Source organism: Bradyrhizobium sp. S3.7.6, from assembly GCF_054061875.1.
Genome location: NZ_JBSSEQ010000001.1, coordinates 8,409,092 through 8,433,075 on the forward strand (window position 1 = coordinate 8,409,092; position 23,984 = coordinate 8,433,075).

Genomic DNA, 23,984 nt, shown 5'->3' on the forward strand with positions numbered 1-23,984 from the left:
GAGGCGGATAGTCCGCGTCACGGCAGATAGTATGAACGCGATGTCAGGCCGCCCGCACGCCCGCAACGAAGGTGCTGACCTCGTTCTCCAGTGATTGCAGCTTCTGCGACAGCCGGCCGCTCGATTGCAGCACGAGGCCCGCGGCCTGGCCCGTTTCCGCCGTGGCGTCGGTGACACCGGAGATGTTCTGCGAGACCTGGTCGGTGCCGGACGCCGCCTCCTGCACGCTGTGGGCGATCGCCTGCGTCGCGGCGCCCTGCTCCTCGACAGCGGCGGCGATCGACGAGGAGATCTCGTTGACCTCCATGATGGTCTTGCGGATGCTCTCGATGTTGCCGACAACCTGGTTGGTCTCGGCCTGGATCGCGGTGATCTGCGCGCCGATCTCGTCGGTCGCCTTCGCGGTCTGGCTCGCCAGCGATTTCACCTCGCTCGCGACCACGGCAAATCCCCTGCCGGCCTCGCCGGCGCGCGCCGCTTCGATGGTGGCGTTGAGCGCGAGCAGGTTGGTCTGCGAGGCGATCTGGTTGATGAGGTCGATGACCTCGCCGATCTTGTGCGCGGCGACGGCCAGCCCCTGCACGGTGTCGTTGGTGCGCTGACCGTCCGCGGCCGCCTTGTCGGCCACGTTTGCAGCCTGCGCGACACGCTGGCTGATCTCGGTGGTCGAGGACGACAGCTGGCCGGCGGCGGACGCCACTGTCTGCACATTGCTCGACGCCTGCTGGCAGGCGGTCGCGACGAAGCTTGCGCGGTCTGTCGCCTTGTTCGCGGTCTCCGACATGCCTTGCGCGGCCTGCTGCATCGCGCGCGCCTCGGTGAAGACGTCGCGGACGACGGCCTGAACGCTCGCCTCGAACTTGCCGGCGAGATCGGCCATCGTCTTGCGTTTCTCGTCGTCGGCCCTCTGCTTGGTCTCCTGCTGCTCGGCATGCATGCGGCTCACCGCCGACGCATTGTCCTTGAACACGGCAAGCGCCTTGGCGAGCCCGCCGACCTCGTCGCTGCGGCCGGTGTAGGGCACCTCGAACGCGCTGTCGCCGGCGGCGAGCCGCTCGGTCAGCGCGGTGATGTTCGCGAGCGGCCGGGTCACGCTGCGGCCGATCACGAAGGAGCAGGCCAGCACCAGGACCAGGACGGCCAGACAAATGTAGGCGAATGTCGTCGCATTCTGGCGAAAAACGGCATCGACGTCGTCGAGATAAATGCCGGTACCGATGATCCATCCCCAGGGCGCAAAGCCCTTCACATAGGAGATTTTTCCGACCGGCTGCTCGAAGCCCGGCTTCGGCCAGAGATAGCTGTAGAAGCCGGCGCCCTGCTTGTTGACGACGTCAACGAAACCCATGAACAGCGCGTTGCCGGCAGGGTCCTTCATGCCAGAGAGATCCTTGCCGTCGAGCTCGGGCTTGATCGGGTGCATGACCATCTTGGGGGCCATGTCGTTGATCCAGAAATACTCGACCTTGTCATAACGCAGGCTCTTGATCGTTGCGATCGCGGCGGCCTGCGCCTGCTCGCGCGGCAGCTTCCCCTCGCTCTCGAGCGTCTGATAGTGCGCCAGGATGCCGTAGCCGACATCGACCATGTGCTGCGTCTTGGCCTGGCGGTCGGCGATCATCTGCGCGCGCAGGGTCGAGAGCGCGATCGGCGCAAGAGCGATCATGCCGAGGAGGCTGATGCCGACAATCAGGACCAGCTTGAAACTGATGCGGGAGAAAAACATCGGTGCTCGCAAGAATTGGAAGGTCTGATATGCCAGTTTATCCCGCACCCCTTAGCGAAGCTTTAAGCATTCGGGTTCCCCAAATCGCCGCAAAATTGCGTCGGTGGCCGCCGGCGTACTGCGTGCGGCTTGGCAGGCCGGCGAGGCTTGGCTGCATCCGGGATCCCGGCTCTTTAGATCTAGAAGACCTCGATATCGCCGCTCCAAGCGTTGACTTGCGGTCGGCTCTGGCGGAACGATCGGCGCAGATCATCAGCGCCAGCTGTGGCGTGAGCTGCAAAGGCCAGAGGCTCAATGCATCAATCGACATATGGCAAGTCCCTCGACCTTCCCGCGCTGTGCGCGGCGGAGCGGCTCTTCATCTGGGGATTTCGGGCCAAGGCACGCAGCGGAAGCGCCGTTCCGACCGCGGCCGATATCCAGCAAGTGTACGACCACTTTCGCGTCGGCGACGCCGTGCCGTCGCTGGAATCCATCATCGAGATCTTCGCTTGCACGGCGCATACGGCCATCGAAGTTCATTGCCCGACCTGTCCGAAGATGTCCGACAGCGAGCATGGAATCTTGCGGGCGATCGCCGCGGCACAGCAGGAACGCATCGACGTCGCGCGCGAGCAGTTCGAGAGCTGGCTGCCGCCGGTCGGTGCCGATTGGGCTCTCGCGCCCGTGCAGGGGCTTGCAACGATCTTCCGCATGGCCGGCCTCATTCTGCCCGACCGACACGTTCAGTCTTTCGACCATGACCGGACGATGGCGATGAAGAGCTGGCTGGTCGGAAGTCCCACGCTGCACTGACGGGATCGTTCATGCTCCACGATACGTGTGGTTCTGCGCCAGTCGAAACAGCCGGCCAGCCGCGGCTCTGTCCGCTCCAGGCCGCGCTTGCGGCGCGTCCCTGCGTCGAGAGCTACGATGAATTTTCCCGCGTTGCGCTGTCGCTGTTCCGATTCATCGGAGCGGCCTATACGACCGGCGCCTCCGATTGCTGGGAAGCGGCCTATCGCTTCGCCGACGAGGCGTCGGGCATCGCCGACAGTCCGCTGCTGGTGGCGCGTGCTGCTGCGCTCGTCAGGATCCTGCGCAGCGGCCGGCCGTGCGAACTGTGCTTCATGCCGCCCTCGTGCCGGCGCCTCTCGCAGGACGAGGCGGAATTGATGCGACTGCTGGCGGTCGCGCGCCGCAACCAGCCGGGCGAACTCGAATCCATCGTTTGCCAGTTCGTCGGGAACGAGAACGAGATCGCGACAACGCGGGCCGTCAACGCGCTTGCCTTGTGCTGACGCTTTGATGGGTTCTAGTCGCATCTCAAGCGACCTTGCGCTATCAACGTCCTCATGGAGACGCAGTGCTCGATGCCCTCCATAAAACCTCCAGACGGCCCCAGGGATCACCACCGCTGGGGTCGTCGTTTTGCGGCCTGACCTAACCGCCCTTCTTGCCGAGCACGAGATCGATGGTGTGAGCCGCGATCTTGCGCAGCTGCGGCTCGTCGCCGAAGGCACGTTCGAGCACGCCAAGGCCGCGCGTCACCGTGATGATGTGCAGCGCTGCGGCCGCGGGATTGCCATTGAACTCGCCGCGCTCTGCGCCTGCCGCCAACGTCTCTTGAACCAGCATGGTGATGCGCGAGATGAGGCCCGCAAAGGCCTGACGCGCGTCTTCATCCAAGCCCTCCCCTTCGGCCGCGCCGAGCTCCATCAATCCGCGCGTGGTCGGACATCCCCGCGGTGGCGAGCCCGAGCGGAAGTTGGTGATGGTCAGGTCGAAAAACGCGGTGAGGCGTTTTCGCAATGAGCCCGCGCCGAGCGCCTTTTGCAGGGCGAGGAGATAATCGCCCGCATAACGCTCATAGGCCTGGAGGAACAGCGCCTCCTTGCTGCCGAAGGCATTGTAGAGGCTGCCGCGCTGAACACCGGCATCGCGCGCGATGTCCGACAGCGACGTGCCGCGCACGCCCTTGCGCCAGAACTGGTCGAACGCGATACGCAGGACGTCGTCGTGGTCGAACTCGCGCGGCCTCAAATCCTGCTCCTCTGCCCGGCAAAAATATTTGACACGACGTCAATAACGTGTTTTCTCGACATCGTGTCAAAAACTAATTGGGATTGATAGCCCGTTCCGTCAATGGGCCCAACGGCCGGCGCTTGCGTGCGCCCTGGCCGATCGGGCCCGCATGCCAAAAGGGACCCGCCCATGCCTCTCCTTCACATCTCGATGCGCGCCGGCAAACCGGAAGCCTATCGGCAGGCGATCCTCGATGGTTTGTACCTCGCCATGCGCGAGGCGCTGAACGTGCCCGAGGGCGACGAGTTCATGACCATCAGCGAGCATGACGCCTCGAACTTCCGCTGCGGCAATGCCTATGGCGTCAAACGCAGCGACGACGCCGTGCTGATCCAGATCACTGTGTTCGCATCGCGCACGGCGGAGCAGAAGAAGGCGCTGTACCGGCGGATCGCGGAGCTTCTCGGCGAAAACCCGGGCATCCGCTCCGAGGACGTGTTCGTCAACGTGCTCGACGCCCCCGCGGAGAACTGGTCCGTCGGAAACGGCATCGCGCAATTTGCGTGAAGTGAGGGGCGTGCTTCTGGCGTGATCGCTTGCTTCACCCACCCGCAATACACGCCTCCATGATCCCGTCGAGCTCGGCCTTCGAGAGCACGCCGAGTTCGGCGATGAATACGATCCGCGCGCGCGGCACGCCCGGTGCCGGCGCATCGCCGGGCGCGAGCGTCGCGCGGCCGGCGGCGAACTGAAACACCATCTGGCGCCCGGGTTGCTCGACGGTCTCGAACAGGCCTTTTGCGCGCGCAAGCTTTGGCGCCAGGCGGCCGATCGCCTGCTGCAGGCGCGGCAGCGACAGCGGCTGGTCCGAGGTCCAGCTCAGCGTCTCGAAGCGCTCCTCGGACGGCCGTCGTGGTCCAGGGTCGCGCGGCGCGGGCGCACGATTGACAGCCGCGGGAAACAGCAGCACGGACGGAATCTCGCCGTGCCTGGCATCGACCACCACGGCGGGGACGCGTTGCGCGCGGATGGCTTCGCGCATGCGGGCGCCTGCGCCCTCGTCCGCCAGGTCGAGCTTGCTCAGCGCCACGATATCGGCGACGCGCAGCTGCGACCGCATCAGCGCATCATCCAGAGCCGCCGGCAGCGTCGCCGCATCCATCACGCAGAGCACGGTTTCCAGCGGCGCCTCGCGCAGGATCACGGGGTCCATCAGGTTGCGGACGATGTCGGCGGGATCGGCGACGCCGCTGGTCTCGATGACGATATATTCGGGCTTCGGATCGCGCCGAAGCAGCGTCGAGAGCGTGCGCAGGAGATCGCCTTCGAGCGAGCAGCAGATGCAGCCATTGGCGAGGCTGACCACGCCGTCGCTCGCACCCGCGATCAACTCCGCGTCAATGTTGATCGCGCCGAAATCGTTGACGATTGCCGCGATACGCCGTCCCTCCGCGTTCGCCAGCAGATGGTTGACGACCGTGGTCTTGCCCGCCCCCAGAAAACCCGTCACCAGGAGAATGGGGACCGGCATGGGATCAGCCCTCGACGACGGGACGGCGCACGGGGCGGCCGGGCCGCGCTGCCACGTCCAGCACACCATCGCTGATCAGCGGCTGGCCGCTGACGATCAGATGCCGCACGCCTTCCGACGGACGGTTCATCGCCGTGAAGGTCGCGCGGTCCGAGAGCTTCTCGTAGTCGAACACGACGATATCGGCATCGGCGTCCATCGCGAGCCGGCCCTTGGCGCGCATCGCCGGCGTGCTCTGCGACAGGATCTCTGCGGGGATCAGCGCGCATTTGCGCACGCCTTCCAGCAGCGACACGGTCTTGCGCTCGCGCACCCATTCGCGGATGAATTTCGTGAAGCAGCCGGCCGAGCGCGGATGCGAGGTGGCATCATCCGGCAACGGCCAGGCATCGCCGGTGTAGGTCTTGCCGTCCGACGTCGTCCACGGCATCGCATCGGACGCGATCGCGCCGCCGGGATACAGCACCGACATATCGAGCAGATCGCGATGATGCGCATTATTGTCGGTATCGAGGATGTGCCAGAGCACCAGCGAGGACGGCTCTTCGGCCTGCGCCTTCAGCAGCTCCTCGCGATCGCGGAAGCGGTGACCGTCGGTCACGCGCTGCACTGAGTCATAACCGGTGCCGTTGCGCTCGACGAACTGGGGATCACTGAAGAAGGCCGCTGCCAGCACGGTCGAGCCGGTGCCGTAGGGATAGGCCTCGACCGTGATGGGCAAGCCCTGCGCCTGCGCCTTCTCGACCAGCACGCGGCAGCGCTCGATGTCGGTCTTGCTCGACGAGTTGAAATGGCAGATGTGCATGTGCGCGCCGGTGGCGCCGGCATAGCCGATCAGGCGGATATAGGCTTCCGCCGCACTTTCGGGGTCGACGCGCGACATGTAGGCGACGTGGGTGAAGGTCGGCACGTCCTGCCTCGCCGCGAGCTGGCAGACCGCGGTCAGCTCCTGCACGCCGGCACCCGGCGCATAGGCGTTCAGGATGCCGATGCCGATGCCGCCTTCGTTGAGGCCGCGCGAAAGACGCTCGAGGATGCCGGCGACCTCCGCATCGCTCGCCACGTTGTCCATCCAGCGGCGATCGCGCATGGCGTTGCCGAACGCCTCCAGCGAGCTCTCCGCATTCGAGCCGGTCATCGCACCGATGCGCGCAAAGGCCCAGTTGGTGGCGGCGCCGTAGTTCAGCACGCGTCCCTTACGCGCCTGGCGCTCATACCAGGAGGCGACCGGCAGCACGCCGGCCTCGAGATCGAGCGTCGTCGTCACGCCGTCGAACGCCTGCATGCGGTCGGCCGGGATCGACTGGCCATGCGCGTGGAGGTCGATGAAGCCCGGCGCGACCACGAGCCCTGTCGCGTCGATCACCTGCTCGGCGCCGCCGAGGCCCGTGCCGACCGCGGCGATCTTGCCGTCCATCACCGCCACATCGCCAATGGCATCCATCCCGCTCGCGGGATCCACCACCCGGCCGCCAGAGATCACCAAGCCGCTCATGTCAAAACTCCGCATGCTATTGCCAGAACCTCCGAAGGCCCGGCAGCAGCTCCGGAGGCGCGGAGCGCATAGTGCAGATTTTGGGGAGAACGACTACCGCCACTGATGCCGATGCTGCATGCGCTCGCGACCTCGCGGCATGTCTTGCCCGAAGGGCAACGGACCAACAAGCCTCCGGTAGAACGATGGAAAAGATCGCTATAAGGTTGCCGTCGCGGCAGGTCGCGTTGCCTGCGTCGGGATCATCGGCCAAGTGTGTCGTGCAAGGGGGCGAAATGTCTGCAATGTCAAATCAGGGCCTGCGCATCGGCTGCAGGGCAGCTTTGATCATCTTCATCGTCGTCTCGGCGGCAAGCGCGTTTGCGGCCACCCCACAAGACCTGAACGATTGTCAGGACAGCACCGATGTCCCGCGCATGATGGCAGCGTGCAGCAGCCTCTCCCAGGACGCCAGACTACCTCCCGGTGCAAGATCCATGGCATTGCTCAAGCATGGCTTCGGAAATTTTGCACTCGGCAACATGGATGCGGCTCAAGCCGACTTCACCGAGGCGGTCAGGCTCAACCCGAAGAACAACTACGCTCATCACGAGCTGGGACTGACCTTGGCCAAAAAGGGCGACACCACACGCGCAATCGCTTCTCTCACCGAGGCCATCAATCTTGATCCCTCAGGTGCCGCAAGCCGGTTCATTCGCGGGCAGATTTATATGTCCGAGGACAGGCTGGACGAGGCGATCCGGGATTTCACCGATGCCATCAGGCTTGGACCCGACAAGAACACCACCTTTGCCAAAGACCAGGAGGTGAGTCGTCCGGAGGCCGATCGCGTCGCGACTGACTACTACGCGGCCCGGGGAGATGCGTACTATCGGAGAGGCGATTTCAGGGATGCCGCTTCGGACTATGACCGGGAGGCGCGGTTTTCCGATCCCGATGGCTACGGCGTGATTTGGGGATCGGTGGCGCGGATGCAGGGACGATCTGCCGATGCGGGCATCGCGCTGTCTGCTGCACTCGACAAGGGCCAGCTCAGGGATTGGCCGAGAACCGTTGGCGAATTGCTCGTCGGCCGGATCACTCCCGCCGCAGCCCTGGCTTCGGCCAGGAATTCAGATCAAACCTGCGAGGCGCACTATTACGGTGGGATTGTTCAGCTCAAGGCCAACGACACAGTCGCGGCCCGGAACGAGTTTGCGGCCGCGCGAGACGGATGCCCGACCTCGTTTCGAGAGTATCGTGCCGCCATTGCCGACCTGAAGCGATTGCAGGCGCAGTGATCGCAGAGGCGGAGAAAGCGACCGGCAAAATCCTGCGCGAGGAATTTCTCGTTCCGCTCAAACTGACACCCTACGCGATCGCGGCCGCCCTGAACGTGCCGCGCACCCGGATCGGGCACATTGCGCGCGAGGAAAAGCCCGTCACGGCCGATACTGCGCTGCAGCTCGGAAAATTCTTCAAGACTGGCGCTGCGTTCTGGATGAACATTCAGACGCGCTTCGATCTGGAAACGGCCGTCGGCGTGATTATCGACACCCACGAGCACACCGGCATGGCCGAGATCCTTATGAAGAGAGAACACCGAGTTCGATGGTATGCCCTGGGCGAGAAGATCACCTTTAACTCCGCCGAGATCGCCTTCGCCTGCAACATGTTTGCTAGCGACTTGGCGTCGAAGCTACCGACCTTGCCCACCGTGGCCGTGCCATCGACTACGGGGGCAATCGCTGCTCAGCGATTACCTGAACCGGCGGAAAGGCAACGCAATCTGCCACGTCGAACAGCACTTCCATGCTTCGATCAAACGATCGCGCAAAAGCAATCGCGTCATCACGCCGCTCATCGGCGATGCGCAAGCCGAGCGTACAATGCGGCGTCCATGCCCCGGGCCGGTAATGAGGGCGGCAATGCGCCGGGTCGATTGCGGCGCTGACGGAGCTGTGGATGCGGGTTAGCGCCTCATTGGAGTTCGGCTCCGCCCAGAGAACGAGAGGCGAGCCTGCGAACCAACGAATCCGTTTGAACTCGATGCGAAATTGCGCTTCGCCAGCGACGGCCGCCAGCATGGCCGCCCATGCTATCTTTTCGTCGATCGCAGGCGAGTCGTAGATCGCAAATGTAAAATGTGGCCGGTAGCCAAGGGTGCGCATCGAAGGCTCGACTTCGAACGCTACGACCTGATCCCACAGCCGCTCGATCGTAAGCGCTGTTTCGGTCCCACCTTCCATTGAAGGCGTCGAGCGAGGAATGATCGATCTCTGATTGGAGATCGGCTTGTGTCTAAGCTTGAACATATGCTTGAGCCCAGGACCTCGGTTCGTCTGGTCGAGGTCATCACGGAGAGCGGCCGACGCCGGCAGTTCTCGGCCGACGACAAGGCGCGGTTCGTCGAGGAGACGCTGGCCCCGGGAGCCGTGGTATCGGAGGTCGCGCGGCGGCACGGATTGTCGCCGCAACAGCTGTTTACGTGGCGCCGGCAAATGCGACAGCCGGTTGCGATCCCTGTGGCTCCCGAGCCGCAGACGTTCGTGCCCGCTGTCGTTACCCCATCGTCCACGCCGCCGGAGCGCTCACCGCGGCAGCGCCGACGCCTCCGGAAGGCGCTCGAGGGCGCCGAGAACAGCAGCATCATCGAGCTCGAGATCAACGGCGTCGCGGTCCGGGTCGGCCGCGGCGCGGATGCCGCGACGATTGCGGCCGTGATCCATGCGCTGAAGACCTGCACGTGATCGGTCCGACGGGCGCGGTGCGGGTGATGGTGGCGACCAGGCCGGTCGACTTCCGCAAGGGTGCCGAAGGGCTCGCGGCCCTGGTGCGTGAGAGCATCCAGGCCGATCCGTTCTCCGGCGCCGTGTATGTGTTCCGCGCCAAGCGCGCCGACCGGGTAAAGCTGATCTATTGGGACGGCACGGGTGTGTGCCTGTTCGCCAAGCGGCTTGAGACCGGTTCGTTCTGCTGGCCCAACGTGCAGGACGGCGTCATTCGCCTGACCGCGGCGCAGCTGTCAGCCTTGCTCGAAGGACTAGACTGGAAGCGCGTCCACGCCGCGCGCGAGACACCGTCGCCGATCCAAGCGAGTTGAACTGCGGCACAGTGAATCAGTATGCATGTCGCGCTCGCGGGATGCCGCGACGCATGGTGTAATCGCATCATGGCGACGACGGCCGACACGCTTCCGGACGATCCCGGCACGCTCAAGGCGATGCTGCTGGCCGAACGGGCGCGCGCCGCGCGGCTCGAGCAGATCATCAAGGAGTTGCAGCGTCATCGCTTCGGCCGCCGGGCCGAGACGCTGCCGGAGGACCAGTTGCTGCTCGGCCTGGAGGAGGTCGAGCAGGTCGAGGCGAGCAGTGATGCGGCGACCGATGCAGCCAATGCTGCCGAGCGATCGAGCCGAGCCGCACGGCGCCGCAGGAACAGAGGAGCGTTGCCGGCGCATCTGCCGCGGGTCGAGATGCTGGTCGACCTCGACGATCACGCCTGCCCGTGCTGTCAGCAGGCGCTGCACCGGATCGGCGAGGATGTGAGCGAACGACTGGATATCGTCCCGGCCCAGTTCCGGGTCCTAGTCGTAAGGCGGCCGAAGTATGCCTGCCGGGCCTGCGAGACCATGGTACAGGCACCGGCGCCAGCGCGGCTGATCGAGGGCGGGCTACCGACCGAAGCCACCGTGGCGCAGGTACTCGTCGCCAAATATGCCGACCATCTGCCGCTGTATCGGCAGGCTCAAATTTACGCCCGCCAGGGCCTCGAGCTGGATCGCTCGACCCTGGCCGATTGGGTCGGGCGGGCAGCCTTCCTGTTGCGGCCGGTGCATGAGCGACTGCTCGCGAGGCTGAAGCAGTCGCCAAAACTGTTTGCCGACGAGACCACCGCCCCGGTGCTCGATCCCGGACGCGGCCGCACCAAGACCGGCCAGCTCTGGGCCTATGCCCGCGACGACCGGCCCTGGGGCGGCACGGACCCGCCCGCCGTCGCCTATGTCTACGCTCCCGATCGCAAGGCCGAACGGCCGATCGTCCACCTCGCGGGTTTTGCCGGCATCCTCCAGGTCGACGGCTATGCCGGCTATCGGGTCATGGCCGAGCGCGGTGACGTAGAACTGGCGTTCTGCTGGTCCCATGTGCGCCGGCGCTTCTACGAACTCGCCGCGGCCGGTCCCGCACCGATCGCCAGCGAGGCACTCGAACGTATCGCCGGGCTCTACGTCATCGAAGCCGAGATCCGCGGCCGCACCGCCGACGAGCGTCGCGCCGTCCGCCAAGAGAAGAGCCGGCCGATCGCCGACGAGTTCGAACCCTGGCTGCGCGCCAAGCTTGGTCTGATTAGCCAGAAGACCAAACTCGCGGAGGCCGTCCGATATGCGCTGTCGCGTTGGGACGGGCTGACGCGCTTCATTGCCGACGGCCGCGTCGAGATCGATTCCAACGTCGTCGAGCGCGCTATCCGCCCAATCGCGCTCAACCGCAAGAACGCCCTGTTCGCTGGCTCGGACGGCGGCGGCGAACACTGGGCCGTCATCGCCTCACTGATCGAAACCTGCAAGCTCATCGGCGTCGAACCCCACGCCTATCTCGCCGACGTCATCACCCGCATCGTCAACGACCACCCGAACAGCCAGATCGACGAACTGCTACCCTGGGCCTATCTCGCTACCCAAGAACGCTGGCGCGTGGCCTGAGAACATCGCTTACGCTCGATCTCACTTGCTGAATTGTTATCGGCTCGAACGTTGATCGCCAATGCCACAAGCGCTCACCCAGCGGGGGGAACAATCAAATCGAGATCAAGGGAAGGTAGCTTCAAGGCAATGGCGCTCCCTAGGGGAATCGAACCCCTGTTTCAGCCTTGAGAGGGCCGCGTCCTAACCGCTAGACGAAGGGAGCGTGAGGGACAGGACATAGCCGCGAAATTTGCCGACGGCAAGCCTCGATGGGGTACGAAAATCCCGGATATGCACGGTCAATGCGGCTCAAGCTTAATTGCGGGGCAGGCCGCCGCGCCCCGCGAAACTGCCGGGAACACTCACGGCTGCTTCAGTTTCTCGATCGCCGCAGCGCCGGCGGCCGGCTCCAGGCGGAACAGGCCCGCGCCCGCAAAGGCTGATTTGAACGGCGAAGAGGACCGGATCTGCTGGCCGCTGCTGCCGGCGAAGGCCTGGTTGAGGAGGTCCTGGCCGATGGCGCCCGTCCGCTGCACCCCGACGCCGAAATAGTAGGTCTTGCCGGCCTCGACGGGGACCTCGACCTCATAGTCCGTCATCGACATCTTCATGTGGGAGGCGATCTTGTGGACGCCCGGCGGCCGGTCGACGAAGAAGAACGTCCCCATGTCGACCTTTCCGACGGACTTGCCGTCGATCAGGATTTCCGACGAGGCTGCCATTCCGCCCATCGCGCCGAAAATGCCCTTCTCGCGCAGGAAATAGAGCCTTGCGTTCCGCGAGCCCGTTGGCTTGGCCTGCGCCGCGGGTTGTTTGGCCGGTGCGGCAAGTCCAGCCTGCCTGGCTGGCGCTGTGGGCTGCCTGGCCGGCTCTGCGAGCGCCGCAAATCCAGCGCATCCGTACGTTCCGACAACGAGTGCAATTGCGACGACGCGCGACTTGATACGTCCCATTCCCAGTCCCAGCCCAACTTCCCAAGCCCAAGAGCTAAATCAGAAGTTGCGCGGCAAGACAAACTGGACCGGAGAACGATCAACAGCCGCGGCCGGCCCTACGGCTCATTGGCAAATTTCAGCTTTCCGGCCGGCTTCAGGGTGTGGGCGTCGAAGGTGCGGATCTCGATGACGCCGCCCACGTCCAGCGTGACCACGAGGCGGTCGCCGGCGACCCCGGTCGAGACGATCCTGGCGCCCTTGGGCAGGGCGGCGGTGACGTCACCGGCCATTTCGGACGCCCTTCCCTCCGACTTGAAAAGGCGGTAGCCCACCGCAATCAGGACGGCGCAGATTGCCAGCGCCGTGGTCAACCCCGCGATCAGCATCATCCGCCGCACCCGCGCGAACAGCGCGGCCTGCTCGGGGCTCGGTTCGGGAACAGCGGTATCAGACGTCGTCATGGATAGCTCAGGCTCTGCGCAAAGGTTGGAAGTTGTCGTCGCCGGCGACGAGGGCTCGGCTCGGCTTGACCGCGTGCTGGCGGCGCACCTCACCGACCTGTCGCGATCGAGGCTGAAAGCCCTGATTTTGGCGGGCGCGGTGAGCCTCAAGGACGCCGCGATCCGCGACCCCGCTTATCACGTCACATCCGGCGATACGATCACAATCGACGTGCCGGAGGCGGCCCCGCCCGAGCCCAAGGGCGAGGATATCGCCCTCGACATCGTGTTCGAGGACGACGACATCGTCGTCCTCAACAAGCCGAAGGGCCTCGTCGTGCACCCCGCGGCCGGCCACGAGACCGGCACGCTGGTCAACGCGCTGATCGCCCATTGCGGCGGCTCGCTCTCCGGCATCGGCGGGGTACGCCGGCCCGGCATCGTGCACCGGCTCGACAAGGACACGACCGGGCTGATGGTGGTCGCCAAGAACGACCTCGCCCATGCCTCGCTCACCGCGCAATTCGCCGACCACGGCCGGACGGGCGCGATGCGCCGCGGCTACATGGCCTTCGCCTGGGGGCTGCCAGGACGCCACCGCGGCACCGTCGATGCGCCGATCGACCGCCACCCGTATGCGCGCGAGAAGATGGCGGTGCGCCAGGGCGGCCGCGAGGCGGTGACGCATTGGGAGCTTCTGGAGAGTTTTGCGGGGCGTGACGGCAAGCCGATCGCCTCCCTGCTCGCCTGCGAACTCGAGACCGGACGCACCCACCAGATCCGCGTCCACCTCGCCCATATCGGCCATCCCCTGATGGGCGACGCCGTCTATGGCCCGCACTTCAAGACCAAGGCGAACCACCTCGGCCCGGAGTCGCAGGCGACTCTGGCCACGCTTGGACGGCAGGCCCTGCATGCCTATTTGCTGGTATTGGAGCACCCGAGAACCGGAGAATTACTCCACTGGGAAGCGCCTCTGCCGAAGGATTTGCTTCTCCTTCAGGGCGCTCTGAAAGCGGCGCTATGACGCAGGCCGCCTTGGAAAAGCGTTACATTACAAAAAGTTATAGCTGCCACACGGGGACGTGACGTCAGCAATCCTTCCCTTTTTGACCCCCCTTGGGGTATATTGCGCTTGCGTTGGAAATGACCAACGGAACATCGCAGCTACGGCCGGCTTTAACACAGCGGTCGTCTGCCTGGCCCGCCGCTATCGGGGGCCTGAACCTTGGAGGGCTTCATCATGGCCCGTACCGCTGCTTTGCCGGTCCTCAATGGAGAATCCGGCCTTTCTCGCTACCTCGCCGAGATCCGCAAGTTCCCGATGCTGGAACCCCAGCAGGAATACATGCTCGCCAAGCGTTGGCGTGAGCATGATGATCGCGACGCGGCGCACCAACTCGTCACCAGCCATCTCCGCCTCGTGGCCAAGATCGCCATGGGCTATCGCGGCTACGGCCTGCCGATCTCCGAGGTCGTCTCGGAAGGCAATGTCGGCCTCATGCAGGCGGTGAAGCGTTTCGAACCCGAAAAGGGGTTCCGTCTCGCCACCTACGCGATGTGGTGGATCAAGGCGTCGATTCAAGAGTACATCCTGCGTTCCTGGTCGCTCGTGAAGATGGGCACCACCGCGAACCAGAAGAAGCTGTTCTTCAACCTGCGCAAGGCGAAGAGCAAGATCAACGCGCTGGACGAGGGCGATCTCCGCCCCGACCAGGTGAAGATCATTGCCAAGCGCCTCGGCGTCACCGACCAGGACGTGATCGACATGAACCGCCGCCTCGGTGGCGACGCGTCGCTCAACGCTCCGATCCGCGATGACGGCGAAGCCGGCGAATGGCAGGACTGGCTGGTCGACAACACGCCCAACCAGGAAGCCATGCTGGCGGAGCACGAGGAGTATGACGAACGCCGTGACGCGCTGAACGGCGCCATGGGCGTGCTCAACCCGCGCGAACGCCGCATTTTCGAGGCTCGCCGCCTCGCCGATGAGCCGATGACGCTGGAAGACCTTGCCGCCGAGTTCGGCGTGTCGCGCGAGCGCGTCCGCCAGATCGAAGTCCGCGCCTTTGAAAAGGTGCAGGCCGCGGTCAAGGGCACGATCGCACGGGCGGAACAGGCCGCACTGGAAGCCGCGCACTAAGCGGGCTTTCGCGGTAGATATTGGCGGATCGACAAGAGGCAGAAAGCCGGCGGCAACGCCGGCTTTTTTGTTTGTGGCGATGCTCTGTTTGAGTGATCCGCCGTGCCTTCTCTGCGCGATGCGACGCGCGCCGTACCTCCACACTCGCTGTCGTGCCCCGGCTTGAACCGGGCGATGACAGCGGTGGTTGTGGCGGAAAGTCTTACCAAGTGAGATCGCCATCACAGTCTCCTTCCCCTGGCCGACATAGAACCGGGCTTGCCTTGAACCCGCGCGTCCGGTCAACCGACCCAGAATGATCGGGCCGGCGGCCTCAACTGAACGGACACCAACCGTGTCGATCATCCTGCAATCCACCGTCGGCGGCTTCTCCGCCCAGTTCATGCGCAAGCTGCCGCTGGTCGAGCAAGCGATGCGCGAGCACGGGCTCGATCCCGCGGAGTTCGTCATCTCCAAGGACTATGCCTCGACCGCGACGATCCCGCTCATGGGCCCGTTCTTCTATAATTACAGCGTGTTCTTCGGCGACGAACAATTCACCGTCACCGAGCCGAACGACATGGTGTTCCTGGACTACTTCTTCAAACGCGTGCTGGCGTCGGACGGCCCGCCGGAATTGCCACGGCGGCCGGGATTGATGCGGCGGCTGTTCGGATGGATGGCGCAGCCGGTTTAGCTCGTCATTCCGGAGCGCGTCATGGATGCTTCCCGCTCAATCGTCCTTGTCGATCACGCTTGCCGCAGGACGCTTGCTGATGTATGTGCTGCCGCCCGGCGCGATATCGCGCCTTTGTTGTTCAGCGCAACCAAGGGAGGCGGCATGAAAAGTAGATCGATACGTTCTGACCGCCGACCTCTTTGATCGGCAATCGGTCATAAGCTGAACGCCGCTTCGCGGCTGTTCTCCATTCATTGCATCTGGCTGCGAGGGGCGCGACGCAACAAGGCGTCGCGCCGTGTCGTCATGTATTTGCGGTTCGTTACACCGCTCATCCACCCGCACAGTCGCGTGGAGAGCGGCTTCTTTCGTGCGTCCTGGTATGTCCAGCGAAACAACTGTCCGGACTGGATCCGGCATGAGCTCTCGGACCAGTTCAATTGGTTCGCGCAGCATCTGCCGCTTCCTGGACGCATCGCGCGTCACTTCAAGCGGCGCGATTCGATCTGGGGCATTTGCTGGTTCGATCCTCAAGCCCGCGAGGCTGTCAGCCGCGCGCGCTACTGCGCTTGGCTGCTCGAGGAGGGTGGCCTGCCGGTGCGCACGATTACAACCTCGCGCCAGCGCGAAGTGATCTGGCGCGACGCGCACCAGATCGTCACGAAGCCTTCCGCCGATCTTCCCAAGGCATTCCCCTGAGCCTGGGAAGACCGGTGGACTTGGGATGGCGATGAGAGCCGATAGCGATCGCTCTCGATGGCCGTCCGGCACCGGAGGTTTCGGCCTTTGGTTGCCGGACGCGCCTGCTCGTCACTCCCCCCAAATCCGCGCCAGCGTCGCGAGCCAGCAGCCTTCGCAATAGCGGGCGTCCTTGTAGTCGATCCAGTTGTGCGCATAGACGTGGTCGAGCGGGATGCCGTAGCGCGCGCGCAGCACCTTCACGAGGATCTTCCAGGCCGCGACCTGCGCCTCGGTCGGGCCCGCGGTGACATCCGGATAGTTGCCGGCGAACTCGACGCCGATCGAGTTGTCGCGCACCACCTGGCGATAGGTCGATCTGTTGTCGATATACTTGTTGTCGTTGCGGTTGGCGCCGTCGCCATGGGTCGGCACGAGATTCTCCGCAACCGCCCAATAAACCGTGCCGTCGGTCTCGACCCACACGGTGACGCCGCGGCGCGTCGGGTTCTTCGATTGCTCCGCCGCGCCACCGCGCGCCGAGCCTGCCGGCCCCTCGGTCTGGTGCACGATGATGTTGCGCCAGGGATGGGCGTCGCGGACATCGCCCCATGGCGCGAGCCAGACCATTTTCAGGCCGGGAATGTCAGGCGTGCCGGAGACGCGCGCGATCTTTGCGAGCTCGGCATCCGTCGCAGCGGCTGGGGTCAACAGAAGAAGGGCGGCGAAAAAAGCCGCGGGCAGGCGGAGGATCATCATACGGGTCCAAGGCGGGCCCAAATCCTAGCAGGCTTCATGCGAATTTGCGCGTGGCCTCGCCGAGCCCGGGCCGCTCAGGCGAGAGCGGCGGAGCCGGATCGTAGACGGCAAAGTCGTTCTTGCCGTTTTTCTTGGCGTCATAGAGGGCGTGGTCGGCATGGGCGATGAGGCGGTCCGGAAACTGGCCGATGCCGCGGTCCCATTCGGCAACGCCGATCGAGATCGCGATCGGGATGTCCCTGGTTGTACAGGCCGCGGCGTCCTGGCGGCAGACCTCAAGCACGCGGCGGGCGATCGCGGCAGCCTCGCGCAGGGACGAGGACGGCAGCACGACGCAGAACTCGTCGCCGCCGGTGCGGGCCAGCATGTCGCCCGGCCGCAGCCGCGTTTGCGCCATCAGGGTGAAGTGCCGCAAGCAGGCATCGCCCGCGGCGTGACCATGGGAGTCATTGATGGCCTTGAAGCCGTCGAGATCGATCACCAGCAGCGAGAACGGCTCGCCGCTGCGCTCAGACCGGGCGCATTCCTCGGACAGGCGCTGCAACAAATGGCGCCGGTTGGCGACGCCGGTGAGATCGTCGAGCAGCGCGAGGTCGGCGACCTCGTTGCGCAGGCGATCCATCGCCATCAGCAGGAAGCCGAAATTGAGCGTCATCGACAGGAACAGGAGGCCCAGCACCATGACGCCATGAGCCTGACCGCCGGCGCGCGCCGAGAAATCGTGGCCGAGCAGATTACCCAGCGTGCGAACCGCAAAGATCCCGATGATGGTGAGGATGACGATGCCGGACAGCCGCGCGCCCGGGCTGACGCGGCCCTCCGGCGGCGCAAGGAGCAGACGCAGCGCCAGCACCAGCGGCAAGGCCTGGCCGAGCGTGTAGCTGAGCATGCGCAGCTGCATGTGCTCGAAGCCGACCATGAAGAACACGACGCCGGCGAGGCTTAGCACCCCCGTTGCGGCCATGACGCGCCATGAGACCGGCCGGTCATAGAAGCGCTGAATGCCCATGGCGGCGAGGCAGCTCGCCGCGATGATACCGGCAGCGCCGACAAGAAGCGGCAGGGGAGAGGCGACGAACAGGCGGACTAGGGCCGTCATCGCGCCGGCGGCGCCGACGAACGACGATGCCATCCAGAACCGCGCGGCCGCAAATTTCGGATAGGAGCGCGTCACGTAGGCCCAGATCAGGCCAAGCGCCAGGAAGTTGACGACGAAGACCGTCCAGAGTGTCGGTACGTTCAGCATGGCGCGTGCGGCACGCGCAGCGTCGCACCCCCCATCTCTGGCAGCCGTTCGTCCATGACCCTTCCCCGCGTTCTTGCGGAGAAGAATGCGCGGATTGCACTTAACGGAACCTCACTGCGATCTGCGAAAGCTCGCCCTTGGTTTTGGATTCATGAACAGTGCGCCGCGATTATCGGATCATTAGGCATGTCGCGGTCTCCCTGCGCGGCCACGCCGATGCGCATCGCGATGCGGATTCGTGGGCAAAAATCACCCGAAAACGCATCTGAGCTGTGGATAACGTAATGACACAGATGTGACAGCACGGGGCAGCCGCCCGCGAATCTGCTGAGTTTGTGGTCGAGGATGTTGCGAGGCTGGCCCTCCGCCGAGCATCCCTCGTGTCGCGTTTAACCATGAACCCTTGAGAGGATACTATGGCTAAGAAAGCGAAGAAGGCGAAGAAGGCGACGAAGAAAAAGGCCAAGAAGGCCGCCAAGAAGAAGTAGCCAGCATGTTCTTTGCCCGGGTGGAGCCTCGCTCCGCCCGGGCGTCGGGTAAGGTCGAGAGAGTTTGAGGATGGCGGGCGCAAGGCCCGCTTTTTTATTGGCCGCACTCTGCTGCGGCGTCTCCCCGCAAGCGGGGAGAGATGAAGGAGAAGCCTAGCGCTCCGCAAACGCCAGCTTGGCACCAAGCGCCGCAAAGCCGGCGGCAAAGCTGCGGCGCAGCCAGGCCATGACACGCGGGCGGGAGATGACGCGATCGCGTACCGACGCCGCACAGAGACCGTAGAGGACGAACACCGCAAAGGTCATAGCCATGAAGGCGCCGCTCAATTCCAGCATCCGCGCCAGCACATGGGCTTCATCCACCGCAATGAACTGCGGCAGAAAGGCCAGGAAGAAGATCGATAGTTTCGGGTTGAGGATGTTGATCAGGAAGCCGGTGACGATGACGCGGCGGCTCGACCGCTCCTTGATCTCGCCATCGACCGCGAGCGCTCCAGTCTCACGCAGCGCCTGCCAGGACATGTAGAGCAGATAGGCGACGCCGCCCCATTTCAGCGCGGCAAAGGCGAGCGCGCTGGTATGCAGCACCGCGGCAAGCCCAAGCATCGCAGCTATCATGTGCGGCACGATTCCGAGCGTGCAGCCGAAGGCGGCAGCGATGCTCGCGCGCGAGCCGCGGGTCAGCGCCGCAGCCAGGGTGTAGAGCACGCCGGTGCCGGGCGAGGCGACGACGATGAGCGAGGTAAGCAGGAAGGACAAGGTCATGGGCAGACCCTATCACCGCGCCTCACGGCAAGAAAGCGAGCCCCCGGATCAATCGTCAGGACAGCTGCGCGAGCTCGGCCTCGCGGAGCACGTCGAGCGGAGCCCACGGCTTGGCCCAGAATTTTGCGCCGTCGGGTAACGGCTGCGCCAAGGGACGGCCGGAGGTGACGACGATATCGAGCTTTGGATTGCGGTCCTTGGCGACGTGCGCGAGCTCGACCCCGGTCATGCGCCCCGCAAGCTGGACGTCCGTCAGCATCAGACAGAGCGCGCCGGCGCTTCTGTCGAGCACCCGCTGGGCAGCCTCGGCGCTGTCGCACTGGATGACCTGGTAGCCGCTCTCCTCCAGCAGAAGACTGAGCATCTCCCGTTGCATGACGTCGTCTTCGACGATCAACGCCGTGGCGCGAAATGGTTCTGCCTGTCCCATGGGGCTGCTCCAGTGCTTGCTTGCGTAACCTATGTTAAGGAGCCAGTTCGCCGGTGGTTCAGTTCCATCATGAAAAATGTAGATCATAGTTCCACACGACCGGCTTGACGGGGGGACATCATGACTGCCATTCGCGGCGCCGCCGCCATCACGGGAGCGGCGAGCGGCATTGGCCGCGCGCTGGCGATCGAGCTCGGAAGTCGCGGCTGCGATCTCGCGCTCGCCGACCGCGACGAGGCCGGATTGAAGACGCTCGCCGCCGAGATCGGTGCCGCACGCAAGGTCAGCGTGCATCGCGTCGACGTCAGCGAGCCCGGCGACATCGCGGAGTTCGCGCGTGATGCGATCGCGGCCCATCCCGCGCTCGGCATCGTCATCAACAATGCCGGCGTGGCGCTGATGGGGACGTTCGAGGAGATCGACCAGGCGCAGATGGAGTGGCTGTTCGACATCAATTTCTGGGGCGTGGTGCACGGTACGCGCGCTTTCCTGCCGCACCTGAAGACGCTGGCAGAGGCGCACATCGTCAACGTCTCCTCGATCTTCGGCATCATCGCGCCGCCCGGACAGTCGGCCTATGCCGCCGCCAAGTTCGCGGTGCGCGGCTTTTCCGAGAGCGTGCGGCACGAGCTTGCGGTCGCGGGCAGCCCCGTAAAACTGTCGGTGGTGCATCCCGGCGGCGTCGCCACCGCCATCGCGCGCAATTCGCGCACCGGGGTCGGCGTCACCGACAATGCGCGCCGCGCGCAATCGATCGAGCGGTTCGAGAACGCGGCAAAGACCACGCCGAAAGACGCCGCGCTGCGCATCATCAAGGGCATCGAGAACAACCAGCCCCGCATCCTGATCGGCAACGACGCCCGCTTCATGGACATTTTGCAGCGCTTTCGCCCCGGGACCTATTGGGCGCCGTTGCAGCGGAAGCTGGAGAAGATGGCAAAGGGGACGGCGAAGTAGGCGTGACGCGACGGCATCGCCGCTGCGTGCTCCGCTGTCGCCACACCACCGCTGTCATGCCCCGGCTTGACCGGGGCATCCAGTACGCCGCGGCTTCTCGGTTCTAGCCGCGCCTCCTCTGGAATACTGGATCGCCCGCCCCAGTACGCAAGTGCGCACAAGGCGGGCGATGACACCGAGTATGTGGTCACTGCCCCGCCAGCCGATCCGCAAAATAGCCGATCGTCTTGCGGTAGATCACCGCTCTGTTCCACTCCCGCATCGCCTCGAAATTGGCGGTGCCTTCGCCGTAAGGCTGGCCCATCTTGAAGCCGCTGGTGTGAAGCAGGTTCGCGGTCGAGGCGAGCACGTCGGGCACGCTGTGGCGCAGATCGACGTGGCCGTCGCCGTCGAAATCGACGCCGTATTTGATGTAGGACGACGGCAGAAACTGGGTCTGGCCGATCTCGCCGGCATAGGCGCCGATGAGGTCGCGCAGCGGCAGGTCGCCGCGCTGCACGATCTTGAGCGCGGCGAGCAGCTCGCCCTGGAACAGCTCGGTGCGGCGGCAATCATGCGCGAGCGTGGCGAGCGTGCGGATCACCGGCAGCTTGCCGATGTCGCCCTTGCCGAAATCGCTTTCCAGCCCCCAGATCGCGACCAGGATATAGCGGGGCACGCCGAACTGCTGCTCGATGCGCGAGAGCAGCGCCGCGTGGCGCTGCAACAGTGCCTTGCCGCCATTGATGCGGCCAGGGCCGACGCGGGTCGAGACATACTGTTCAAAGCTCTTGTTGAAGGTGTAGCGCTGGCGCCGGTCGAAGGCGAGCACCGCGCCATCCTGGGCGATACCGCTGAAGGCCGCGCTGGTCACGCTCGCCGAGACGCCGGCTCCTTGCGCCTCCGAGCTCATGCTGGCGACGAAGCTGTTGAAGTCGCCGCCGCAACGCGCGGCCTGCGCCGATCCGCCGGCCAGACAGAGGATGAAGGCGGTGGCCAGGGCGAGTCTCGACATGCGGGAAAATCCTTTGAAGAATGAACGCGGAAGCGCGCGATCATGCCCGGGAACCGGATTCGCGTCAAAGCGGCAGATCCTCGCCAGAACCGATCGTCAGAACCGATCGTATCTTGGCCGCGACAAATGAATTGCGCTCGCCCCGTCCCCAACCGATCGAGATCACCATGCCCATTCCGCACCGGATGCTCGCTGTCCTCGCCCTGCTCTCCTTCACCGCCACGGCCGCCGCCGCGCAGACCCGCGATGTCGCAGGCAGCCGCGACTATCCCGGCATCGGCCGCTTCACCGGCAGCGTCATCACCGGCTACGTGACGAAGGATTTTGACGCCGCACGGATGCAGGCGGCCGCCTTTAGGGACGGCCAGCCGGCAGATGCGCGGCGGCTCGAAGGCCGCATCTTCCGCATCGCCTATCGCACCAATCCCGGCCCCTCGATCCTGGAAGTGTCGCGCAATTTCGAGACGCAGCTTGCGAAAGCCGGCTTCGAGACCTTGCTCGCCTGCGACACCGACGCCTGCGGTGCGATTCCCTTCACCGAGGCGATCGACACGCTGCCGGTGCCGCAGATGTGGGTCGACGGCTTCAACTACCGCTATTTTGCCGGCCGCAAGACCGAAGGCGGGCGCGAGACCTATGCCAGCGTCATCGTCAGCCAGAACAACCAGGACATTTATGCGCAGGTTACAGTCGCCGAGCTCGGCGCCATCGCGAACAAGATGGTCGATGCCGCCGCGATGGCGAAGGGTCTTGGCGAGACCGGTCACATCGCGCTCTACGGCATCTATTTCGATACCGACAAGGCGGTGCTGAAGCCGGAGAGCCGCCCGACGCTGGAGCAGATCGCAAAGCTGCTGACGAGTCAGCCGCAGCTCAACGTCTTCATCGTCGGCCACACCGACGGCCAGGGCGCTTACGAGTACAATCTCGATCTCTCGAAGCGCCGCGCCGAAGCGGTCGCAGCCGAACTCGTGAAAAGCTTTCGGATCGCGCAGACGCGGCTGCGCACCGCCGGCGTCGGATTGCTGGCACCAGTCGGTTCCAACGCTACGGACGCCGGCCGCGCGCTCAACCGGCGCGTGGAGCTGGTGGCGCCGTAACGGCCTCACTCATCTTCCCACCTGCGCTCCGAGTATCTGTTGAATGGCGTTGTCGGTGGAGAAGTGGCTCGTCGTAGCGGAACTCGTCACGTGTACGCAGTGAGATGTGCAACCACGGATATGGAACTCGTTCGCACAATGGAACACAACCTGTGCACGCGGACGGAAGACGTGCAGGCGAACGCGCATTTTTACAAAGCACGCACCTCTCGTTGCGTTGCGAGAGCGGGAAATATGAACAAAGTGATTTGGCCATCCAAACAATTGCTTTGATGCGCATCGAAACCAGATGTCGCGATCAGCGCATATCTGACGCGCTCGATGCGACATCACGGCGTCAACGATTTGCCTTGCCACGCTATGGCGCAAGTTATAGTATTCTATTCTAGGTTGTCGCCCCGCCAGCCCCGGGCGACGCTGAAGACCAAAAATAAACGGCGGGCTTTGCGGCCCGCCGTTTGTTGAGCGAAGGGTTGCATCGGATTTTACGAAGCGCCGGACGCATCCGAACATCCAGCAAACGGACTTCATCGATCGATTGCGCAGCCGAGACCGCCGCGACAGGTCCGTGTGACCACCGGAAAACCCGCCAAAGTCATTTGACTATAGCGCCCTGATCGACGACAAGCCCGCCATGGCCAAAAAACCTGGAACCAATCCCAAGGGCGAGTTCGCCTTTTTCAACGTCTTCTACGAAGACGGCTCCCAACGCTCCAACCGGCGCGTGCCTGCGGAGCTGCTCGGAGGCCTGGACGGCGACGAGCCCGCGCGCGGTTTCATCATGGAGCAGGACCGCGAGATCGCGGAAAAGTCCGGCCGCCCGCCGCTGGCAATCAAGACCCTCGACCGGGTCGGCGCGAAGAAGAAGTAGGCTCCGTCCGACTCGCGAAGCGTCGGCACAAATAGAAAACGGCGGGCTTTCGGCCCGCCGTTTTCGTTTGGATGAATGCCCGGGACTGGCCCGGGCACGAC

General features: G+C 64.6%; 26 protein-coding genes, 1 tRNA gene and 1 pseudogene. 15 read left to right on the forward strand and 13 right to left on the reverse strand.

Translation table 11 applies throughout. The features are described 5' to 3' along the window. Positions 1 to 43 precede the first annotated feature (43 nt). Positions 44 to 1,726, reverse strand: a complete 1,683-nt coding sequence (locus ACVJ5M_RS40535) for a methyl-accepting chemotaxis protein (RefSeq protein ID WP_354099896.1) — start codon at positions 1,724 to 1,726, stop codon at positions 44 to 46. Positions 1,727 to 2,020: 294 nt separating this feature from the next. On the opposite strand from ACVJ5M_RS40535, the gene ACVJ5M_RS40540 reads away from it, so the two are divergent. Then, complete coding sequence (locus tag ACVJ5M_RS40540) at positions 2,021 to 2,521, forward strand: hypothetical protein (RefSeq protein WP_063985468.1); 501 nt, start codon at positions 2,021 to 2,023, stop codon at positions 2,519 to 2,521. A gap of 11 nt (positions 2,522 to 2,532) precedes the next feature. Further along, a complete protein-coding gene (locus ACVJ5M_RS40545; protein ID WP_063985469.1) occupies positions 2,533 to 3,006 on the forward strand; it encodes a hypothetical protein in 474 nt (157 codons plus the stop codon). Positions 3,007 to 3,148: 142 nt separating this feature from the next. Here the strand turns inward: ACVJ5M_RS40545 and ACVJ5M_RS40550 are convergent, their stop codons facing one another. After that, the gene (locus tag ACVJ5M_RS40550) at positions 3,149 to 3,748 is read right to left on the reverse strand and encodes a TetR/AcrR family transcriptional regulator (protein WP_063985470.1); all 600 of its coding nucleotides are present in this window, start codon (positions 3,746 to 3,748) and stop codon (positions 3,149 to 3,151) included. A gap of 171 nt (positions 3,749 to 3,919) precedes the next feature. Between ACVJ5M_RS40550 and ACVJ5M_RS40555 the strand changes: the two genes are divergently transcribed. Continuing rightward, complete coding sequence (locus tag ACVJ5M_RS40555) at positions 3,920 to 4,297, forward strand: tautomerase family protein (protein WP_063985471.1); 378 nt, start codon at positions 3,920 to 3,922, stop codon at positions 4,295 to 4,297. Positions 4,298 to 4,331: 34 nt separating this feature from the next. Here ACVJ5M_RS40555 and ACVJ5M_RS40560 read toward each other — a convergent pair whose 3' ends face one another. Both ACVJ5M_RS40560 and ACVJ5M_RS40565 read right to left on the reverse strand, forming a co-directional pair. Further along, complete coding sequence (locus ACVJ5M_RS40560) at positions 4,332 to 5,261, reverse strand: CobW family GTP-binding protein (protein WP_063985472.1); 930 nt, start codon at positions 5,259 to 5,261, stop codon at positions 4,332 to 4,334. Between the two features lie 4 nt (positions 5,262 to 5,265). After that, positions 5,266 to 6,756: an amidohydrolase family protein gene (locus ACVJ5M_RS40565; protein WP_063985473.1), complete on the reverse strand. Its 1,491-nt coding sequence runs from the start codon at positions 6,754 to 6,756 to the stop codon at positions 5,266 to 5,268. A gap of 185 nt (positions 6,757 to 6,941) precedes the next feature. Here ACVJ5M_RS40565 and ACVJ5M_RS40570 point away from each other — a divergent pair, with 185 nt between their 5' ends. Beyond that, positions 6,942 to 8,036: a tetratricopeptide repeat protein gene (locus ACVJ5M_RS40570; RefSeq protein WP_084795304.1), complete on the forward strand. Its 1,095-nt coding sequence runs from the start codon at positions 6,942 to 6,944 to the stop codon at positions 8,034 to 8,036. After that, entirely contained in the window at positions 7,970 to 8,689 is a 720-nt protein-coding gene (locus ACVJ5M_RS40575) for a HigA family addiction module antitoxin (protein ID WP_341850541.1), read from the forward strand. Before ACVJ5M_RS40570 ends, ACVJ5M_RS40575 begins: the two co-directional genes overlap by 67 nt. On the opposite strand, the pseudogene ACVJ5M_RS40580 reads toward ACVJ5M_RS40575, so the two are convergent. Continuing rightward, positions 8,628 to 9,050 (reverse strand): annotated as a pseudogene (locus ACVJ5M_RS40580) (2'-5' RNA ligase family protein); the annotation flags it as partial. The gene ACVJ5M_RS40575 and the pseudogene ACVJ5M_RS40580 sit on opposite strands and share 62 nt — an antisense overlap. Between ACVJ5M_RS40580 and tnpA the strand changes: the two are divergent. The 3 genes from tnpA to tnpC all read left to right on the forward strand — a co-directional run bounded on the left by tnpA (position 9,033) and on the right by tnpC (position 11,437). Beyond that, positions 9,033 to 9,485 carry an IS66-like element accessory protein TnpA gene (tnpA, locus tag ACVJ5M_RS40585; RefSeq protein ID WP_144030647.1) on the forward strand — a complete coding sequence of 151 codons (453 nt, stop codon included), beginning with the start codon at positions 9,033 to 9,035 and terminating at the stop codon, positions 9,483 to 9,485. The pseudogene ACVJ5M_RS40580 and the gene tnpA sit on opposite strands and share 18 nt — an antisense overlap. Then, a complete protein-coding gene (gene tnpB / locus ACVJ5M_RS40590) occupies positions 9,482 to 9,838 on the forward strand; it encodes an IS66 family insertion sequence element accessory protein TnpB (RefSeq protein ID WP_007606730.1) in 357 nt (118 codons plus the stop codon). Before tnpA ends, tnpB begins: the two co-directional genes overlap by 4 nt. Before the next feature lie 69 nt (positions 9,839 to 9,907). Beyond that, entirely contained in the window at positions 9,908 to 11,437 is a 1,530-nt protein-coding gene (tnpC, locus tag ACVJ5M_RS40595) for an IS66 family transposase (protein ID WP_283017157.1), read from the forward strand. A 130-nt stretch (positions 11,438 to 11,567) separates the two neighbouring features. Here tnpC and ACVJ5M_RS40600 read toward each other — a convergent pair. From ACVJ5M_RS40600 to ACVJ5M_RS40610, 3 genes are all read right to left on the reverse strand, one after another. Next, positions 11,568 to 11,642 (reverse strand) — tRNA-Glu (locus tag ACVJ5M_RS40600). Positions 11,643 to 11,781: 139 nt separating this feature from the next. Further along, positions 11,782 to 12,372: a DUF2846 domain-containing protein gene (locus ACVJ5M_RS40605; RefSeq protein WP_063985477.1), complete on the reverse strand. Its 591-nt coding sequence runs from the start codon at positions 12,370 to 12,372 to the stop codon at positions 11,782 to 11,784. A 98-nt stretch (positions 12,373 to 12,470) separates the two neighbouring features. After that, on the reverse strand, positions 12,471 to 12,815 hold the full coding sequence (locus ACVJ5M_RS40610) for a hypothetical protein (RefSeq protein ID WP_063985478.1): 345 nt from the start codon (positions 12,813 to 12,815) through the stop codon (positions 12,471 to 12,473). Between ACVJ5M_RS40610 and ACVJ5M_RS40615 the strand changes: the two genes are divergently transcribed. The 4 genes from ACVJ5M_RS40615 (at position 12,814) to ACVJ5M_RS40630 (ending at position 16,294) form a co-directional block, all read left to right on the forward strand. Further along, positions 12,814 to 13,821, forward strand: coding sequence for an RluA family pseudouridine synthase (locus ACVJ5M_RS40615; protein WP_063985479.1), 1,008 nt, complete (start codon positions 12,814 to 12,816; stop codon positions 13,819 to 13,821). The genes ACVJ5M_RS40610 and ACVJ5M_RS40615 overlap by 2 nt on opposite strands. Positions 13,822 to 14,037: 216 nt before the next feature. Continuing rightward, complete coding sequence (gene rpoH, locus ACVJ5M_RS40620; RefSeq protein ID WP_014492123.1) at positions 14,038 to 14,937, forward strand: RNA polymerase sigma factor RpoH; 900 nt, start codon at positions 14,038 to 14,040, stop codon at positions 14,935 to 14,937. Between the two features lie 334 nt (positions 14,938 to 15,271). Beyond that, complete coding sequence (locus ACVJ5M_RS40625) at positions 15,272 to 15,613, forward strand: hypothetical protein (protein WP_063985480.1); 342 nt, start codon at positions 15,272 to 15,274, stop codon at positions 15,611 to 15,613. Between the two features lie 333 nt (positions 15,614 to 15,946). Next, a complete protein-coding gene (locus ACVJ5M_RS40630) occupies positions 15,947 to 16,294 on the forward strand; it encodes a hypothetical protein (protein WP_223153852.1) in 348 nt (115 codons plus the stop codon). Positions 16,295 to 16,405: 111 nt separating this feature from the next. Here the strand turns inward: ACVJ5M_RS40630 and ACVJ5M_RS40635 are convergent, their stop codons facing one another. The 4 genes from ACVJ5M_RS40635 to ACVJ5M_RS40650 form a co-directional block, all read right to left on the reverse strand. Next, the gene (locus ACVJ5M_RS40635) at positions 16,406 to 17,032 is read right to left on the reverse strand and encodes a peptidoglycan recognition protein family protein (RefSeq protein WP_063985481.1); all 627 of its coding nucleotides are present in this window, start codon (positions 17,030 to 17,032) and stop codon (positions 16,406 to 16,408) included. A gap of 34 nt (positions 17,033 to 17,066) precedes the next feature. Beyond that, positions 17,067 to 18,278, reverse strand: coding sequence for a GGDEF domain-containing protein (locus ACVJ5M_RS40640; RefSeq protein WP_063985482.1), 1,212 nt, complete (start codon positions 18,276 to 18,278; stop codon positions 17,067 to 17,069). 641 nt (positions 18,279 to 18,919) lie between these two features. Then, entirely contained in the window at positions 18,920 to 19,531 is a 612-nt protein-coding gene (locus tag ACVJ5M_RS40645) for a LysE family translocator (RefSeq protein WP_063985483.1), read from the reverse strand. Between the two features lie 55 nt (positions 19,532 to 19,586). Next, on the reverse strand, positions 19,587 to 19,961 hold the full coding sequence (locus ACVJ5M_RS40650) for a response regulator (RefSeq protein WP_028150703.1): 375 nt from the start codon (positions 19,959 to 19,961) through the stop codon (positions 19,587 to 19,589). A 120-nt stretch (positions 19,962 to 20,081) separates the two neighbouring features. Here ACVJ5M_RS40650 and ACVJ5M_RS40655 point away from each other — a divergent pair, with 120 nt between their 5' ends. Further along, positions 20,082 to 20,918, forward strand: coding sequence for an SDR family NAD(P)-dependent oxidoreductase (locus ACVJ5M_RS40655; RefSeq protein ID WP_063985484.1), 837 nt, complete (start codon positions 20,082 to 20,084; stop codon positions 20,916 to 20,918). Between the two features lie 187 nt (positions 20,919 to 21,105). On the opposite strand, the gene ACVJ5M_RS40660 is transcribed toward ACVJ5M_RS40655, so the two are convergent. After that, a complete protein-coding gene (locus ACVJ5M_RS40660; RefSeq protein ID WP_063985485.1) occupies positions 21,106 to 21,912 on the reverse strand; it encodes a lytic murein transglycosylase in 807 nt (268 codons plus the stop codon). A gap of 167 nt (positions 21,913 to 22,079) precedes the next feature. Here ACVJ5M_RS40660 and ACVJ5M_RS40665 point away from each other — a divergent pair, with 167 nt between their 5' ends. Both ACVJ5M_RS40665 and ACVJ5M_RS40670 read left to right on the forward strand, forming a co-directional pair. Next, positions 22,080 to 23,012, forward strand: coding sequence for an OmpA family protein (locus ACVJ5M_RS40665; RefSeq protein ID WP_187387816.1), 933 nt, complete (start codon positions 22,080 to 22,082; stop codon positions 23,010 to 23,012). 634 nt (positions 23,013 to 23,646) lie between these two features. Beyond that, complete coding sequence (locus ACVJ5M_RS40670; protein ID WP_028150700.1) at positions 23,647 to 23,883, forward strand: hypothetical protein; 237 nt, start codon at positions 23,647 to 23,649, stop codon at positions 23,881 to 23,883. Positions 23,884 to 23,984: the final 101 nt, after the last annotated feature.

Coding starts and splice junctions, on each gene's coding strand:
- ACVJ5M_RS40535 (WP_354099896.1), bottom strand. CDS start 1,726: ATGTTTTTCTCCCGCATCAGTTTCAAGCTGGTCCTGATTGTCGGCATC.
- ACVJ5M_RS40540 (WP_063985468.1), top strand. CDS start 2,021: ATGCATCAATCGACATATGGCAAGTCCCTCGACCTTCCCGCGCTGTGC.
- ACVJ5M_RS40545 (WP_063985469.1), top strand. CDS start 2,533: ATGCTCCACGATACGTGTGGTTCTGCGCCAGTCGAAACAGCCGGCCAG.
- ACVJ5M_RS40555 (WP_063985471.1), top strand. CDS start 3,920: ATGCCTCTCCTTCACATCTCGATGCGCGCCGGCAAACCGGAAGCCTAT.
- ACVJ5M_RS40560 (WP_063985472.1), bottom strand. CDS start 5,261: ATGCCGGTCCCCATTCTCCTGGTGACGGGTTTTCTGGGGGCGGGCAAG.
- ACVJ5M_RS40565 (WP_063985473.1), bottom strand. CDS start 6,756: ATGAGCGGCTTGGTGATCTCTGGCGGCCGGGTGGTGGATCCCGCGAGC.
- ACVJ5M_RS40570 (WP_084795304.1), top strand. CDS start 6,942: ATGGAAAAGATCGCTATAAGGTTGCCGTCGCGGCAGGTCGCGTTGCCT.
- ACVJ5M_RS40575 (WP_341850541.1), top strand. CDS start 7,970: ATGCCCGACCTCGTTTCGAGAGTATCGTGCCGCCATTGCCGACCTGAA.
- tnpC (WP_283017157.1), top strand. CDS start 9,908: ATGGCGACGACGGCCGACACGCTTCCGGACGATCCCGGCACGCTCAAG.
- ACVJ5M_RS40605 (WP_063985477.1), bottom strand. CDS start 12,372: ATGGGACGTATCAAGTCGCGCGTCGTCGCAATTGCACTCGTTGTCGGA.
- ACVJ5M_RS40615 (WP_063985479.1), top strand. CDS start 12,814: ATGGATAGCTCAGGCTCTGCGCAAAGGTTGGAAGTTGTCGTCGCCGGC.
- ACVJ5M_RS40610 (WP_063985478.1), bottom strand. CDS start 12,815: ATGACGACGTCTGATACCGCTGTTCCCGAACCGAGCCCCGAGCAGGCC.
- rpoH (WP_014492123.1), top strand. CDS start 14,038: ATGGCCCGTACCGCTGCTTTGCCGGTCCTCAATGGAGAATCCGGCCTT.
- ACVJ5M_RS40635 (WP_063985481.1), bottom strand. CDS start 17,032: ATGATGATCCTCCGCCTGCCCGCGGCTTTTTTCGCCGCCCTTCTTCTG.
- ACVJ5M_RS40640 (WP_063985482.1), bottom strand. CDS start 18,278: ATGCTGAACGTACCGACACTCTGGACGGTCTTCGTCGTCAACTTCCTG.
- ACVJ5M_RS40645 (WP_063985483.1), bottom strand. CDS start 19,531: ATGACCTTGTCCTTCCTGCTTACCTCGCTCATCGTCGTCGCCTCGCCC.
- ACVJ5M_RS40650 (WP_028150703.1), bottom strand. CDS start 19,961: ATGGGACAGGCAGAACCATTTCGCGCCACGGCGTTGATCGTCGAAGAC.
- ACVJ5M_RS40655 (WP_063985484.1), top strand. CDS start 20,082: ATGACTGCCATTCGCGGCGCCGCCGCCATCACGGGAGCGGCGAGCGGC.
- ACVJ5M_RS40660 (WP_063985485.1), bottom strand. CDS start 21,912: ATGTCGAGACTCGCCCTGGCCACCGCCTTCATCCTCTGTCTGGCCGGC.
- ACVJ5M_RS40665 (WP_187387816.1), top strand. CDS start 22,080: ATGCCCATTCCGCACCGGATGCTCGCTGTCCTCGCCCTGCTCTCCTTC.
- ACVJ5M_RS40670 (WP_028150700.1), top strand. CDS start 23,647: ATGGCCAAAAAACCTGGAACCAATCCCAAGGGCGAGTTCGCCTTTTTC.